Consider the following 14302-nt stretch of genomic DNA (forward strand, 5'->3'; position numbering starts at 1 on the left):
GGAAGATTCGGAAACAGCGCCACGGGGTGAAATATATCCGCTGGCGCTTTATAGTGGCCGACCTCCGTTTCATCAAGTAGCCGAGCCCCATGTCCGAGCCACGCAAGATCCTCGTCACCAGCGCCCTGCCCTATGCCAATGGTTCCATCCATCTTGGCCATATGCTTGAGTACATCCAGACCGATATGTGGGTGCGCTTCCAGAAGCATCGCGGCAATCAATGCATTTATGTCTGCGCGGACGACGCCCACGGTTCGGCCATCATGTTGCGCGCCGAAAAGGAAGGCATCACCCCGGAACAACTGATCGCCAACGTGCAGGCTGAACACAGCGCCGACTTTGCCGAGTTCCTGGTGGAGTTCGACAATTTCCACTCGACCCACTCCGACGAAAACCGCGAGCTGTCGAGCCAGATCTACCTGCGGTTGAAGGAAGCCGGGCACATCGACCAGCGTTCGGTGACCCAGTATTTCGACCCGGAAAAGAAGATGTTCCTGGCCGACCGCTTCATCAAGGGCACCTGCCCCAAATGCGGCACCGAAGACCAGTACGGCGACAACTGCGAAAAATGCGGCGCGACCTACGCACCGACCGACTTGAAGGACCCGAAGTCGGCGATCTCCGGCGCCACTCCGGTGCTCAAGGACTCGCAGCACTTCTTCTTCAAGCTTCCGGACTTCCAGCAAATGCTGCAAACCTGGACGCGCAGCGGCACCTTGCAGGACGCCGTGGCCAACAAACTCTCCGAATGGCTCGACAGTGGTCTGCAGCAGTGGGACATCTCCCGTGATGCGCCATACTTCGGTTTCGAGATTCCGGGCGAGCCGGGCAAGTATTTCTATGTGTGGCTGGATGCGCCCATCGGCTACATGGCCAGCTTCAAGAACCTGTGCGATCGCACGCCGGAGCTGGACTTCGACGCGTTCTGGGGCAAAGACTCCAGCGCCGAGCTGTATCACTTCATCGGCAAGGACATCGTCAACTTCCACGCCCTGTTCTGGCCGGCGATGCTCGAAGGTTCAGGCTACCGCAAGCCTACCGCCATCGCCGTGCACGGTTACCTGACGGTCAATGGCCAGAAAATGTCCAAATCCCGTGGCACCTTTATCAAGGCGCGCACCTACCTGGACCACCTGTCGCCGGAATACCTGCGCTATTACTACGCCTCCAAACTGGGCCGTGGCGTCGACGACCTGGACCTGAACCTGGAAGACTTCGTACAGAAGGTCAACTCGGACCTGGTCGGCAAAGTCGTCAACATCGCCAGCCGTTGCGCCGGGTTTATCCATAAGGGCAACGCAGGTGTACTGGTGGCCGAAAACGCCGCGCCGGAACTGACTGACGCTTTCCTGGCCGCGGCACCCAGCATCGCAGACGCCTATGAAGCCCGCGACTTCGCCCGCGCCATGCGCGAGATCATGGGCCTGGCCGACCGCGCCAACGCCTGGATCGCCGACAAGGCCCCATGGTCGCTGAACAAGCAGGAAGGCAAGCAGGACGAAGTGCAGGCGATCTGCGCCACGGGCATCAACCTGTTCCGTCAATTGGTGATCTTCCTCAAGCCGGTATTGCCAGTGCTGGCCGCCGATGCCGAGGCGTTCCTCAATGTCGCACCGCTGACCTGGAACGATCACGCCACCTTGCTCGGCAACCATCAACTGAACGCGTTCAAGCCGTTGATGACCCGTATCGACCCGGTACATGTCCAGGCCATGACCGACGCTTCGAAAGAAGACCTGGTCGCCAGCCAGACCGATACCGGCTCGGCTGCGCCGGCGGGCAATGGTGAGCTGGCCAAGGACCCGATCTCCCCGGAGATTGACTTTGATGCGTTTGCCGCCGTGGACCTGCGAGTGGCGCTGATCGTCAAGGCCGAAGCCGTCGAGGGCGCCGACAAGCTGCTGCGCCTGACACTCGACATCGGTGACGAGCAACGCAACGTGTTCTCCGGGATCAAGAGCGCTTACCCGGACCCGTCCAAGCTCGATGGTCGCCTGACCATGATGATTGCCAACCTCAAGCCACGAAAAATGAAATTCGGTATTTCCGAAGGCATGGTCATGGCGGCCGGGCCTGGCGGCGAAGAGATCTACCTGCTGAGCCCTGACAGCGGCGCCAAGCCGGGTCAACGTATCAAGTAACCTGCACGGTCTGTGGTTTTGGGTGGGTGTGGTTGTGGCGAGCGGGCTTCTTGTGGCGAGCGGGCTTGCCCCGCGTTGGGTCGCGAAGCGGCCCTGGAGCCTGAGTCTGCGGTTGACCTGACAAATACCATGGAGGCCTACTGGGGCTGCTTCGCAGCCCAACGCGGGGCAAGCCCGCTCGCCACAGAAGCCGTTTGGTACATTAGGCCCTCTTCATTTAACCGGCATGCCATGATCACTTCATGAACCTGATTCAACGCATCGACGCGCTCCTGCCGCAGACCCAGTGCGGCAAGTGCGGGCACCCGGGCTGCAAGCCATACGCCGAAGGCATTGCCCAAGGCGAGGCCATCAACAAATGCCCGCCCGGCGGACAGGAAACCATCGCCAGCCTGGCGCAACTGCTGCGCCTGCCGGTGCTTGAGTTGGACACGTCCCGTGGCGAAGCGCCCGCGCAGGTGGCCTATATTCGTGAAGCCGAATGCATCGGCTGCACCAAGTGCATCCAGGCGTGCCCGGTGGATGCCATCGTCGGTGCCGCCAAGTTGATGCACACGGTGATCATCGACGAGTGCACCGGCTGCGACCTGTGCGTCGCGCCGTGCCCGGTGGACTGCATAGAGATGCGCCCACTGGCGACTATTGTCCCGATCGTCGGCGGGCTGGCGAGCAACGATCGCGAGCGTCATGAGCGTGGCGTCAAGCGCGACCGTGCACGGCGGCGTTTCGAGCAGCGCAACGCGCGCCTGCAGCGTGAAGACGCGCACAAACTCGCCGAACGCCTGGCCCGCGCCAAACGTTCGGTGCCGGCGGCGCCGATGCACCTGGACGCGGCGCAAGCGGCCCAGGAAGCGGCAGTCAAAAAAGCCAAGGTCACTGTGGCAATGAGCCGTGCGCAACTGCATAAATCCTTGAAAGCGTTTGGGCATCCACCGACTTTCGAGCAACAGTCGCAATTGATCCTGCTGCAACGGCAGTTCGAGGCAGCGGAGCAGGCGCTGGCGGCGCTGGAAGTGAACAGCGCACCGGCAGCACCGCTGTCGCCCGGTACCAGCGCCGACCTCAAGCGCGCGAAAATCCAGTTGGCGATGCGCCGAGCCGAGTTGAAAAAAGCCCTGGATCAAGAGGCTGCTCCGCAGCAATTGGCGCAAGCACAACACAGGCTTGAGGAAGCTCTGCGCCTGGTCGATGCCCATGGCCCAACCATTTGAATATCTGCTGAATTCGCATTCAAGCTGACCGCTTGTGCAAGGAACCAACTGCCCGATGAACGCCGCAAAACGCCTGGAAATTTTCCGCAGGTTTCACGAAGACAATCCGGAACCCAAGACCGAATTGGCTTATTCCTCGCCGTTCGAGTTGCTGATTGCGGTGATCCTCTCAGCCCAGTCCACGGATGTCGGCGTCAACAAGGCCACGGCGAAGCTGTATCCGGTGGCGAACACGCCCGAGGCGATCTACGCCCTGGGTGTGGAAGGGCTGTCGGAATATATCAAGACCATCGGCCTGTATAACAGCAAGGCCAAGAACGTTATAGAAACCTGCCGCCTGCTGATCGAACTGCATGGCAGCGAGGTGCCGCAAAACCGTGAAGCCCTGGAAGCTCTGCCGGGCGTTGGCCGCAAAACCGCCAACGTGGTGCTCAACACCGCGTTCCGGCAATTGACCATGGCCGTGGATACTCACATCTTTCGGGTCAGCAACCGCACCGGGATTGCCCCTGGCAAGAACGTGGTGGAGGTGGAAAAGCAACTGATGAAGTTCGTGCCAAAACCGTACCTGCTCGATTCCCACCACTGGCTGATCCTCCACGGGCGCTACGTTTGCCAGGCACGCAAGCCGCGTTGCGGCAGCTGTCGCATCGAAGACCTGTGCGAATACAAGCACAAGACCTCCGACGATTGAGGAATCAGTGGTTCTTGCGATCAATCGATTGAAAAAATCTTTTTTACCGGATCCTGGATTATCGTTATAAGGGGCGCCAACGGCAGTCTTAGCCTGGAGTGAACCTTATGAGCACTGGCAAAGAACAACTGGAAGTGGAAGACGACCTCGTCGAGTCGGACGACGATGTGGTCGAGGCCCCCGTGGCAGAGGTCGCCAAGACCAATTTGAGCAAACGCCGTACCATCGACAATCTGCTGGAAGAGCGACGCTTGCAAAAACAGCTGGCCGATTACGACTTCGATCTCTGATTCGAGCGGTCGACGACCGGAAGCCTCCCTCACGGAGGCTTTTTTCTGCCGGTCATGCAGGCAGTGGCTTGTCTATACCAGGCCGTTACGCTGGGCCAGTTCGATCAGGTCTACGAGGGAGCGGGCATTGAGCTTGAGTAGCAGGCGCGTCTTGTAGGTGCTGACGGTCTTGTTGCTGAGGAACATGCCGTCGGCAATCTCCTTGTTGGTCCTGCCCCTGGCCAATTGCTGTAATACCATCATTTCCCGACCCGATAGACGCTCGACCATATCTGCCTCACTGGCATTGCCCATGGTGGAGCGTACCGAATTGAGCGCCTGGTTCGGGAAGTAGCTGTACCCCGACAGGACGGCCTTGATCGCACTCAGCAATTCGGTCAGGTCCTGTTGCTTGCACACGTAGCCCGCGGCGCCCGCCTGCATGCAACGCATGGAAAAATGCCCCGGCGCCTGGGAGGTAAGCACTAGCACCTTGAACGGCGCGGGCTGTTTGGTGGAAGACAGCCGGCAGATAACTTCCAGGCCATCAAGTTTGGGAATTCCAATATCCAGTATGACAATGTCCGGCATATGCTCCCGCGCAAGTTGCAACGCATCGACACCGTTATCGGTCTCGGCAACGACCTCATAACCATGACGCTCCATTAGCATACGCACAGCAAGACGAATGACGGGATGATCATCCACGATCAGCACTTTATTCATGAGAAAGTCCAATTTCGCTGTTCGAATTATTTAGAGCAAGCACAATAGCCTAGTCGTTTCCTAGTTGGCATAGCGTTCCCCCCCAAGCAACAGCAAGCAGAGACCCACCCCACAGCGATAAAGGAAATGCCCTACAAAAAAACGCCGTCCCGGAGGTATTCCTTTTTATGGATCCTTTCAGACCTTTCCGGGGGCTTACATATTTTGAGTGAAATATCCCAGGCACAGGAGGGGCTGGGTAAACGCGCCGCACATAACTCTCAGGAAATGCCCCTTGTCTCGGGTGTCCGGCCGAGGAAACCACTGAGGAAAATCCTTGCATTTCAGTTCCATTAAACATATTCACTTACATCCTTAATTCCTACAGACGGTTCAGCGATTTATATATTCGCCGCACTTGCATGAGTGAATTTTCTGTAAGACTAGTTCCTACATAGATGTAAAAATTTCATTCCCCCTACAAACGTTTATCAACAATTCATTCAAATTCAGAAGTTGAATGGGTCTTTGAAAAACACTTGGACACGTTTAATCGCAATAAACATCGCCAACCTTGAGAAAAGCCACCCAAAAAAAATGGCCCCTTGGGCAAGGGGCCATTCTTCACGACAGGCTGAAACTTAGAACAACGAGCGGCCTTTGTTGGCCGCGATGCGCATGCGCAACGCGTTCAACTTGATAAAGCCTGCTGCGTCCGCCTGGTTGTAGGCGCCGCCGTCTTCTTCAAAGGTGGCGATGTTGGCATCGAACAGCGAATCATCGGACTTGCGACCGGTCACGATCACATTGCCCTTGTACAGCTTGAGCCGCACAACGCCGTTCACGTGAGCCTGCGAGGCATCGATCATCTGTTGCAGCATCAGACGCTCAGGGCTCCACCAGTAGCCGGTGTAGATCAGGCTGGCGTACTTGGGCATCAGCTCATCCTTGAGGTGAGCCACTTCGCGGTCCAGGGTGATGGACTCGATCGCGCGGTGGGCGCGCAGCATGATGGTGCCGCCCGGGGTTTCGTAGCAGCCACGGGACTTCATGCCCACGTAGCGGTTCTCGACGATGTCGAGACGGCCGATACCGTGTTCGCCACCGATGCGGTTCAGGGTCGCCAGCACGGTGGCCGGGGTCATTTCGACACCGTCCAGTGCGACGATGTCACCGTTGCGGTAGGTCAGTTCAAGGTACTGCGGCTTGTCGGGAGCGTTCTCTGGGGAGACGGTCCATTTCCACATGTCTTCTTCGTGCTCGGTCCAGGTGTCTTCCAGCACGCCGCCTTCGTAGGAGATGTGCAGCAAGTTGGCGTCCATCGAGTACGGGGACTTCTTCTTGCCGTGACGCTCGATCGGGATGGCGTGCTTTTCAGCGTAGTCCATCAGCTTTTCACGGGACAGCAGGTCCCACTCACGCCAAGGGGCAATCACTTTCACCCCGGGCTTGAGCGCGTAAGCACCCAGTTCGAAACGCACCTGGTCGTTGCCTTTGCCGGTGGCGCCATGGGAAATGGCGTCGGCGCCGGTTTCGTTGGCGATTTCGATCAGGCGCTTGGCGATCAGCGGGCGTGCGATGGAGGTACCCAGCAGGTACTCGCCTTCGTAGACGGTGTTGGCGCGAAACATCGGGAAAACGAAATCGCGGACGAATTCTTCGCGCAGGTCGTCAATGTAGATCTCTTTCACGCCCATGGCTTGCGCCTTGGCACGTGCAGGTTCGACCTCTTCGCCCTGACCCAGGTCAGCGGTGAAGGTCACCACTTCACAGTTATAAGTATCCTGCAGCCACTTGAGGATCACCGAAGTGTCCAGGCCGCCGGAATACGCGAGAACGACCTTGTTTACGTCGGCCATGCCATCACTCCACGGGGTTGTACGGAAAGCCGTCGATTCTACCGACCAAAACCGTGAATTTACAGGGGCGCGACAGCAAATGAAGATAAAGCGACAGATTATGTCAAGCGAGCGACCGCTGCGCGCCGGTTATGACGTGTGCGCGGGGTTGCTTGGGCCAGCAGCCTGAGGCGCCGGTTTCTCGGGGGCTGCCACGCGTTCGAGCTGGATGTTCACGCGACGGTTGCGCGCCCGGTTGGCCGCGTTGGTGTTGGGCGCCAACGGATAGCTTTCGCCATGGAAGCGCAGGGTGACCTGGGATTCCTGGATACCGTTGGCCTTGAAGTAGTCCATCACCGCCAACGCACGGCGACGCGAGACATCGCGGTTGCTCAGGCGGTTGCCGCTATTGTCTGAATGGCCATTGAGTTCGATATGGTTGACGGTGGGATCGGCTTTCATGAACGCCACGATCACATCCAGTTTCTTCTTGGCTGCGGCGTCCAGCTCGATACCGCCCCCCGGGAAACCGACCTCGGTCTGTTTGACCTGGTCATAATTCATCGGCAGCAGCTTGGTCGTGCACATCTGGTAGTCGTTGTAAGCCTTGTTGAATTTGACCGGCAACAGGCGGATTTCCGAGTAGCCCCCTTCACGCCCGTAGTGTCGGACGGTCGGGCTACGCCCTTCCAATAGCCCCATGAACAGCCGTCCGGCCTGGGCCTGGGAGCTGTTGAACAAGACGTCGCCACTGCCGGCGCGCACGGCGCCGAGGTTGATATCACCTCGGCCCGGCTGCCAAGGGGCGGCGGCGGCCAGCAAAGTGGCCGAGCCCGAACCCAGCGAGCCGTTATAGGCTTTGAGACGAAACGTCGCCTGCTCACCGGCCCGGCGCACGAACTCACCCGAACCGAAGTCGGTGATCGGCTGGGTCAGGCGGCACTCGAACTGGTCGCCTTCCACCTTCCACTCAATATTCTCCAGACGTGTCTGGAACGTGAGAGCCATCGCAGGCAGGCTGGCGAACACACTGAGCAGGGCTAGATAATGCTGGCGCACGGGAGGCTCCACTGGTTGCTACAACACTTCAAAGCGTCATACATCGATAAGGCATACCCCCTGCTATCGGTCGCATCCTGCAAAACTTGATAGCGAGTGCCTGCAAGAGTCTTTTCCGGTAGCATTCCCACCAGATTGACCCGCCTGGAATCCCCAATGTCCGACCGCCTGACCCTGCTGCGTCCCGACGACTGGCATATTCATCTTCGCGATGGTGCTGCGTTACCCCACACCGTGGCCGATGTCGCGCGCACCTTTGGCCGCGCCATCATCATGCCAAACCTGGTACCTCCGGTGCGTAACGCCGAGCAAGCCGATGCCTATCGTCAGCGGATCCTCGCTGCACGACCGGCCGGCAGCCGCTTCGAACCGCTGATGGTGCTCTACCTCACCGACCGCACCCAGCCTTCGGAGATTCGCGAGGCCAAGGCCAGCGGCTTCGTGCACGCCGCCAAGCTGTACCCGGCCGGCGCGACCACCAACTCCGACTCCGGCGTGACCAGTATCGACAAGATCCTGCCGGCCATCGAAGCCATGGCCGACGTCGGCATGCCGCTGCTGATCCACGGTGAAGTCACCCGTGGCGATGTCGACGTGTTCGATCGCGAGAAGCTCTTCATCGACGAACATATGCGCCGGGTGGTCGAGCTGTTCCCAACCCTCAAGGTCGTGTTCGAGCACATCACCACGGCCGATGCCGTGCAGTTCGTGACCGAGGCCTCGGCCAACGTCGGTGCGACCATCACCGCGCATCACCTGTTGTACAACCGCAACCACATGCTGGTGGGCGGGATTCGGCCGCACTTTTATTGCTTGCCGATCCTCAAGCGCAACACCCACCAGGTGGCGTTGCTGGAGGCCGCGACCAGCGGCAATCCGAAATTCTTCCTCGGCACCGACTCCGCGCCACACGCCCAACACGCCAAGGAAGCCGCGTGTGGCTGTGCCGGTTGCTACACCGCCTTTGCGGCGATCGAGTTGTATGCCGAAGCGTTCGAACAGCGCAACGCCCTGGACAAGCTCGAGGGTTTCGCCAGCCTCAACGGCCCGCGTTTCTATGGCCTGCCGGCGAATACCGACCGCATCACCCTGGTTCGTGAGGACTGGACCGCCCCCGCCAGCCTGCCCTTTGGCGAGCTGACCGTTATCCCGCTGCGCGCCGGTGAAACACTGCGCTGGCGCCTGCTGGAGGAAAGCAAGTGAGTGAAGACCATTACGACGACGAACAAGAGCATACCGGTGGCGGTTCCCGTCACCCGATGGCCGAGCGATTTCGCGGTTATCTGCCGGTTGTCATCGACGTAGAAACCGGTGGTTTCAATTGCGCCACCGACGCGCTGTTGGAAATCGCCGCGACCACCATCGGCATGGACGAACAAGGTTTCGTGTTCCCGGAACACACCCACTTCTTCCGCGTCGAGCCGTTCGAAGGCGCCAACATCGAAGCGGCCGCCCTGGAGTTCACCGGGATCAAGCTCGATCACCCCCTGCGCATGGCGGTAAGTGAAGAAGCGGCGCTGACCGATATCTTCCGTGGCGTGCGCAAGGCGTTGAAGGCCAATGGCTGCAAACGCGCGATCCTGGTCGGCCACAACAGCAGTTTCGACCTGGGCTTCCTGAATGCCGCCGTGGCGCGGCTGGACATGAAGCGCAACCCGTTTCATCCGTTCTCCAGCTTCGACACCGCCACCCTCGCCGGCCTGGCGTATGGCCAGACCGTGCTGGCGAAAGCCTGCCAGGCGGCCGGGATCGACTTCGACGGTCGTGAAGCCCACTCGGCCCGCTACGACACCGAGAAGACCGCCGAACTGTTCTGCGGCATCGTCAATCGCTGGAAGCAGATGGGCGGCTGGGAAGATTTCAACGACTGAAATCCCAGGCATAAAAAACCCGGCTCGGCGCCGGGTTTTTTTATGCCTCGAATCCAGCTTACAGCTTGCCGGCGTTCTCGGTCAGGTAAGCCGCAACACCTTCGGTGGAAGCGGTCATGCCCTTGTCGCCTTTTTTCCAGTTGGCAGGGCAGACTTCGCCGTGCTCTTCGTGGAATTGCAGGGCGTCGACCAGACGGATCAGCTCTTCCATGTTACGACCCAGTGGCAGGTCGTTGATGATCTGGGAGCGAACCACGCCCTTGTCGTCGATCAGGAACGCGCCACGGAAAGCCACGCCGCCTTCGGACTCAACGTCGTAGGCCTTGGCGATGTCGTGCTTCATGTCGGCCGCCATGGTGTATTTGACTTTGCCGATGCCGCCATCATTGATGGCGGTGTTGCGCCAGGCGTTATGGGTGAAATGGGAGTCGATGGAAACGGCCACCACTTCAACGTTGCGCGCCTTGAAATCGTCCATGCGGTGGTCCAGAGCGATCAGCTCCGAAGGGCAGACGAAGGTGAAGTCCAGCGGGTAGAAGAACACCAGGCCGTATTTGCCTTTGATGGCTTCGGACAGTTTGAAGCTGTCAACGATTTCGCCATTGCCGAGAACGGCGGGTACATCGAAATCCGGGGCTTGTTTGCCGACGAGTACGCTCATTGGGTATCTCCTGATTCAAGGGTGACGATTGAAGTAAAAGGACCGGCCTCGAGTCTGCCGTTTATAAGCGACAGCCCTGTGACGCAGTCACGCTTCGTGAAGATCGACCATCATACACTGAAAAAACCGTTCGTCAGTGCGGGCGCGGTGCCAGCCATTACCTTGCGAATCTACTTTGACAATCATTCTCGTTAACATTAAGATCCATCGCACTTAAGCCTTAAACCGCGACGGTTCTCCCTATGTATGTGTGCCTGTGTACCGGCGTCACCGACGGACAAATCCGCGAAGCAATCTACGAAGGTTGCTGCAGCTACAAGGAAGTACGTGAAACCACCGGCGTTGCCAGCCAGTGCGGTAAATGTGCTTGCCTGGCCAAACAAGTGGTACGGGAAACCCTGACGCAGCTGCAGACAGCCCAGGCCGCGCTCCCCTATTCAACAGAATTTACGCACGCCTGATAGGGGTGTTTTAAAGAACCGGACTGGGTGTCCGGTTTTTTTATGCCTGAAATTCAATTAGTTAGCGCCAAGACGCGGAACACAAACATTCTTATTCCGATTAATTTTCATTTATTATTCAATAACTTAGGTTTGACACTAAGGATTTCGCCGCTCAAACTCCGCCTTATACACAGCGATTACAGGGCAGGACCCCAGTCATGAAAGGCGACATCTCAGTCATCCAGCAACTCAACAAAATCCTTGCCAATGAACTGGTCGCGATCAATCAGTACTTTCTGCATGCGCGCATGTACGACGATTGGGGCCTGGAAAAGCTCGGCAAGCGCGAATACAAAGAATCCATCAAGGCCATGAAGGATGCTGACGCGCTGATCAAGCGCATCCTGTTCCTGGAAGGCCTGCCGAATGTGCAGGACCTGGGCAAGCTGAACATCGGCGAACACACCCAGGAAATGCTCAGCAGCGACCTGGGTTTTGAGCGCAAGAGCCACAGCGACCTCAAGGCCGCCATTGCTCACTGCGAAGTGACCAAGGACTTTGGCAGCCGTGAACTGCTGGAAGATATCCTGGAAGACCAGGAAGAACATATCGACTGGCTGGAAACCCAGTTGGGCCTGATCGACAAGATCAGCCTGGAAAATTACTTGCAATCGCAAATGGGTGAATAACCCATAGCCCGGCGGCTATAAAAAAGCCCCGCTCTCTTACGAGAAGCGGGGCTTTTTATTGCATTCGGATCACGCGTCAGTCTTGGCTGCCGCTTTCACCGCTGCATCTTTGATCAGCGCCTGCAACGAACCATCAGCGGCCATTTCAGTGATGATGTCGCTACCGCCGACCAGCTCGCCTGCTACCCACAGCTGCGGGAACGTTGGCCAGTTGGCGTATTTCGGCAGATTGGCGCGGATTTCAGGGTTTTGCAGGATATCCACGTAAGCGAACTTCTCGCCACACTGCATCACAGCCTGGGAAGCCTTCGCGGAGAAACCGCACTGAGGAGCGTTTGGCGCACCCTTCATGTAAAGCAGAATGGTGTTGTTGGCAATCTGCTCTTTGATCGTTTCGATGATATCCATGGAACACCTCGGCTGGAACTTTGCGACTCACAGGTCGGCACGGTGGCGCATTGTAACGCAAAATTCCAGCCGGGTGCTCAGGCGGCTGCTACCTGCACGGGAACACCGTTCAATGCGGCGTTGCCCGACAACTCGTCCAATTGCCGCTCGTCGGTCAGGTCGTTGGCACTGGCGCCTGGCTGCTCGCTGGCGATCGTCATGCGCACGCCTGGGCGGCCATGGCCCCAACCATGGGGCAGGCTGACGACGCCAGGCATCATCTCCAGGCTGGCGACCACCTCTACCTCGATCATGCCGATGCGCGAACTGACACGCACGCGCTGGCCATCGCTCAACTGGCGGCTAGCCAGATCATCGGGATGCATCAGCAATTGATGCCGTGGCTTGCCCTTCACCAGTCGGTGATAGTTATGCATCCACGAATTATTGCTGCGCACATGGCGACGTCCGATCAGCAGCAGTTCATCGGCCATCGGCACCGGCTGCGCCGCAAAACGTACCAGATCGGCGAGGATCACCGCCGGCGCCGCTTGCACCTTGCCATCAGCGGTTTTCAAACGCGCCGCCAGGTTGGGCCGCAGCGGCCCCAGGTCCAGGCCGTGAGGGTGGTCTGCCAACTTCGCCACCGAGAGTTTATGACTGGATGCATCACCGTAGGTACCCGCACGCAGTCCGAAATCAATCATCTGCGCCGGGGGCATGGTCGGCTTGAGCGCAACACCGGTCTGCGCTGCAAACGCAGTGGCCAGGCCGACGAAGATCTCCCAGTCATGCAGCGCTCCCTCGGGCTTGGGCAATATCGCCCGATTGAACCGGGTGACGTTCCGCACCGCGAACATATTGAAGGTGGTGTCGTAGTGATCGTTTTCCAGCGCTGAGGTGGACGGCAGGATAAGGTCGGCATACCGCGTCGTCTCGTTGATATAGAGATCGATGCTGACCATGAACTCCAGGCCATCCAGGGCTTGTTCCAGTTGCCGGCCATTAGGTGTCGACAACACCGGATTGCCCGCTACCGTGACTAACGCGCGGATTTGCCCTTCGCCCCCGGTGAGCATCTCCTCAGCCAGAGCCGACACCGGCAACTCCCCGCCGTACTCCGGGCGCCCGGAAACCCTGCTCTGCCAGCGATTGAAATGCCCACCGCCGGTCGACGCCACCAAGTCCACGGCCGGCGTGGTGCACAGCGCACCGCCAACGCGGTCCAGATTACCGCTCACCAGGTTGATCAATTGCACCAGCCAATGGCACAGCGTGCCGAACGCCTGGGTCGATACGCCCATGCGGCCGTAACACACCGCCGTGTCGGCAGCAGCGAAGTCCCGCGCCAACTGGCGGATTTGCTCGGCAGGCACCGCACACTGGCGACTCATGGCCTCGGCGGTGAATCCGGCGATGGCACGGCGGACATCATCCAGGCCTTCAACCGGCAGGTGGCTTTCGCGGGTCAGGTTCTCCGTGAATAACGTGTTGAGCACGCCGAACAACAGGGCCGCATCACCGCCAGGGCGCACGAACAGGTGCTGGTCGGCCATCGCCGCGGTCTCGCTGCGCCGTGGGTCGACCACCACCACCTTACCGCCGCGGGCCTGGATCGCCTTGAGGCGCTTCTCCACATCGGGCACGGTCATGATGCTGCCATTGGATGCCAGCGGGTTACCGCCCAGGATCAGCATGAAGTCGGTGTGGTCGATGTCCGGGATTGGCAGCAGCAGGCCATGGCCGTACATCAGGTGGCTGGTGAGATGGTGAGGCAATTGGTCTACCGAGGTCGCGGAAAAGCGATTGCGCGTCTTGAGCAAACCCAGGAAGTAATTGCTGTGGGTCATCAACCCGTAGTTGTGCACGCTCGGGTTGCCCTGGTACACCGCCACCGCATTTTGCCCATGGCGTGCCTGGATACCCGCCAGCCGTTCGGCCACCAACGCAAAGGCCTCGTCCCACGCGATGGGTTGCCATTGATTGCCAACCCGCAACATCGGCTGATGCAGGCGGTCGGGATCGTTCTGAATGTCCTGCAGCGCGACGGCCTTGGGGCAGATGTGCCCTCGGCTGAAACTGTCCAGAGCGTCGCCCTTGATCGAGGTAATCGCCAGGCTGCCGTCTTCGGCTCTGGTGGTTTCCAGGGTCAGGCCGCAGATGGCTTCACACAGATGGCAGGCACGGTGGTGGAGAGTCTTGGTCATGGCCAGTCTCTTTATTGGGCTTTGGTCCCACTATGGGCCGCGGCCACCCACGGCGCCACCAACGTTCGCGCCGTGAATCGACCGGCATCAGGCCAGGCCATGGCCAAGCGTGAGTAAATGTTTCAGA

14 protein-coding genes are annotated in these 14302 nt (G+C 59.1%); 8 read left to right on the top strand and 6 right to left on the bottom strand.

Translation table 11 applies throughout. The annotated features are described in order from the left end of the window. The first annotated feature begins 89 nt into the window (after nt 1-89). The 4 genes from metG to ACLH0H_RS03280 all read left to right on the top strand — a co-directional run bounded on the left by metG (nt 90) and on the right by ACLH0H_RS03280 (nt 4336). Entirely contained in the window at nt 90-2141 is a 2052-nt protein-coding gene (gene metG / locus ACLH0H_RS03265) for a methionine--tRNA ligase (RefSeq protein WP_411380956.1), read from the top strand. A gap of 242 nt (nt 2142-2383) precedes the next feature. After that, complete coding sequence (rsxB, locus tag ACLH0H_RS03270) at nt 2384-3352, top strand: electron transport complex subunit RsxB (RefSeq protein WP_411380957.1); 969 nt, start codon at nt 2384-2386, stop codon at nt 3350-3352. A gap of 55 nt (nt 3353-3407) precedes the next feature. Next, nucleotides 3408-4046, top strand: a complete 639-nt coding sequence (gene nth, locus ACLH0H_RS03275) for an endonuclease III (protein ID WP_411380958.1) — start codon at nt 3408-3410, stop codon at nt 4044-4046. A 107-nt stretch (nt 4047-4153) separates the two neighbouring features. Next, nucleotides 4154-4336: a PA3496 family putative envelope integrity protein gene (locus tag ACLH0H_RS03280; protein WP_049709748.1), complete on the top strand. Its 183-nt coding sequence runs from the start codon at nt 4154-4156 to the stop codon at nt 4334-4336. Between the two features lie 72 nt (nt 4337-4408). Here the strand turns inward: ACLH0H_RS03280 and ACLH0H_RS03285 are convergent, their stop codons facing one another. The 3 genes from ACLH0H_RS03285 to ACLH0H_RS03295 form a co-directional block, all read right to left on the bottom strand. After that, nucleotides 4409-5041 carry a response regulator transcription factor gene (locus ACLH0H_RS03285; RefSeq protein ID WP_010212736.1) on the bottom strand — a complete coding sequence of 211 codons (633 nt, stop codon included), beginning with the start codon at nt 5039-5041 and terminating at the stop codon, nt 4409-4411. Between the two features lie 620 nt (nt 5042-5661). Next, nucleotides 5662-6879, bottom strand: coding sequence for an argininosuccinate synthase (locus ACLH0H_RS03290; RefSeq protein WP_012722490.1), 1218 nt, complete (start codon nt 6877-6879; stop codon nt 5662-5664). Nucleotides 6880-7008: 129 nt separating this feature from the next. Beyond that, nucleotides 7009-7917 (bottom strand): flagellar protein MotY, encoded by a 909-nt coding sequence (locus ACLH0H_RS03295; protein ID WP_411380959.1) that lies wholly within the window; start codon nt 7915-7917, stop codon nt 7009-7011. Between the two features lie 156 nt (nt 7918-8073). On the opposite strand from ACLH0H_RS03295, the gene pyrC reads away from it, so the two are divergent. Both pyrC and rnt read left to right on the top strand, forming a co-directional pair. Then, nucleotides 8074-9120, top strand: coding sequence for a dihydroorotase (gene pyrC, locus ACLH0H_RS03300; protein ID WP_411380960.1), 1047 nt, complete (start codon nt 8074-8076; stop codon nt 9118-9120). After that, the gene (gene rnt, locus ACLH0H_RS03305) at nt 9117-9788 is read left to right on the top strand and encodes a ribonuclease T (protein WP_411380961.1); all 672 of its coding nucleotides are present in this window, start codon (nt 9117-9119) and stop codon (nt 9786-9788) included. Before pyrC ends, rnt begins: the two co-directional genes overlap by 4 nt. Nucleotides 9789-9846: 58 nt before the next feature. Here rnt and ACLH0H_RS03310 read toward each other — a convergent pair whose 3' ends face one another. Beyond that, the gene (locus ACLH0H_RS03310; RefSeq protein WP_057724790.1) at nt 9847-10449 is read right to left on the bottom strand and encodes a peroxiredoxin; all 603 of its coding nucleotides are present in this window, start codon (nt 10447-10449) and stop codon (nt 9847-9849) included. 242 nt (nt 10450-10691) lie between these two features. Between ACLH0H_RS03310 and ACLH0H_RS03315 the strand changes: the two genes are divergently transcribed. Continuing rightward, entirely contained in the window at nt 10692-10910 is a 219-nt protein-coding gene (locus tag ACLH0H_RS03315; protein WP_017526354.1) for a bacterioferritin-associated ferredoxin, read from the top strand. A 200-nt stretch (nt 10911-11110) separates the two neighbouring features. Beyond that, the gene (gene bfr, locus ACLH0H_RS03320; protein WP_076951408.1) at nt 11111-11581 is read left to right on the top strand and encodes a bacterioferritin; all 471 of its coding nucleotides are present in this window, start codon (nt 11111-11113) and stop codon (nt 11579-11581) included. A gap of 69 nt (nt 11582-11650) precedes the next feature. On the opposite strand, the gene grxD is transcribed toward bfr, so the two are convergent. Continuing rightward, nucleotides 11651-11989 carry a Grx4 family monothiol glutaredoxin gene (gene grxD / locus ACLH0H_RS03325; RefSeq protein ID WP_076951407.1) on the bottom strand — a complete coding sequence of 113 codons (339 nt, stop codon included), beginning with the start codon at nt 11987-11989 and terminating at the stop codon, nt 11651-11653. Nucleotides 11990-12066: 77 nt separating this feature from the next. Continuing rightward, nucleotides 12067-14175: a molybdopterin oxidoreductase family protein gene (locus tag ACLH0H_RS03330; protein WP_411380962.1), complete on the bottom strand. Its 2109-nt coding sequence runs from the start codon at nt 14173-14175 to the stop codon at nt 12067-12069. Nucleotides 14176-14302 lie beyond the last annotated feature (127 nt).

This window comes from Pseudomonas sp. MPB26 (assembly GCF_046605355.1).
GTDB lineage: Bacteria > Pseudomonadota > Gammaproteobacteria > Pseudomonadales > Pseudomonadaceae > Aquipseudomonas > Aquipseudomonas cedrina.

Excerpts from the sequence above, each read along its gene's own strand:
- metG (WP_411380956.1), top strand. The coding sequence starts at position 90 with ATGTCCGAGCCACGCAAGATCCTCGTCACCAGCGCCCTGCCCTATGCC.
- rsxB (WP_411380957.1), top strand. The coding sequence starts at position 2,384 with ATGAACCTGATTCAACGCATCGACGCGCTCCTGCCGCAGACCCAGTGC.
- nth (WP_411380958.1), top strand. The coding sequence starts at position 3,408 with ATGAACGCCGCAAAACGCCTGGAAATTTTCCGCAGGTTTCACGAAGAC.
- ACLH0H_RS03280 (WP_049709748.1), top strand. The coding sequence starts at position 4,154 with ATGAGCACTGGCAAAGAACAACTGGAAGTGGAAGACGACCTCGTCGAG.
- ACLH0H_RS03285 (WP_010212736.1), bottom strand. The coding sequence starts at position 5,041 with ATGAATAAAGTGCTGATCGTGGATGATCATCCCGTCATTCGTCTTGCT.
- ACLH0H_RS03290 (WP_012722490.1), bottom strand. The coding sequence starts at position 6,879 with ATGGCCGACGTAAACAAGGTCGTTCTCGCGTATTCCGGCGGCCTGGAC.
- pyrC (WP_411380960.1), top strand. The coding sequence starts at position 8,074 with ATGTCCGACCGCCTGACCCTGCTGCGTCCCGACGACTGGCATATTCAT.
- ACLH0H_RS03310 (WP_057724790.1), bottom strand. The coding sequence starts at position 10,449 with ATGAGCGTACTCGTCGGCAAACAAGCCCCGGATTTCGATGTACCCGCC.
- ACLH0H_RS03315 (WP_017526354.1), top strand. The coding sequence starts at position 10,692 with ATGTATGTGTGCCTGTGTACCGGCGTCACCGACGGACAAATCCGCGAA.
- bfr (WP_076951408.1), top strand. The coding sequence starts at position 11,111 with ATGAAAGGCGACATCTCAGTCATCCAGCAACTCAACAAAATCCTTGCC.
- grxD (WP_076951407.1), bottom strand. The coding sequence starts at position 11,989 with ATGGATATCATCGAAACGATCAAAGAGCAGATTGCCAACAACACCATT.
- ACLH0H_RS03330 (WP_411380962.1), bottom strand. The coding sequence starts at position 14,175 with ATGACCAAGACTCTCCACCACCGTGCCTGCCATCTGTGTGAAGCCATC.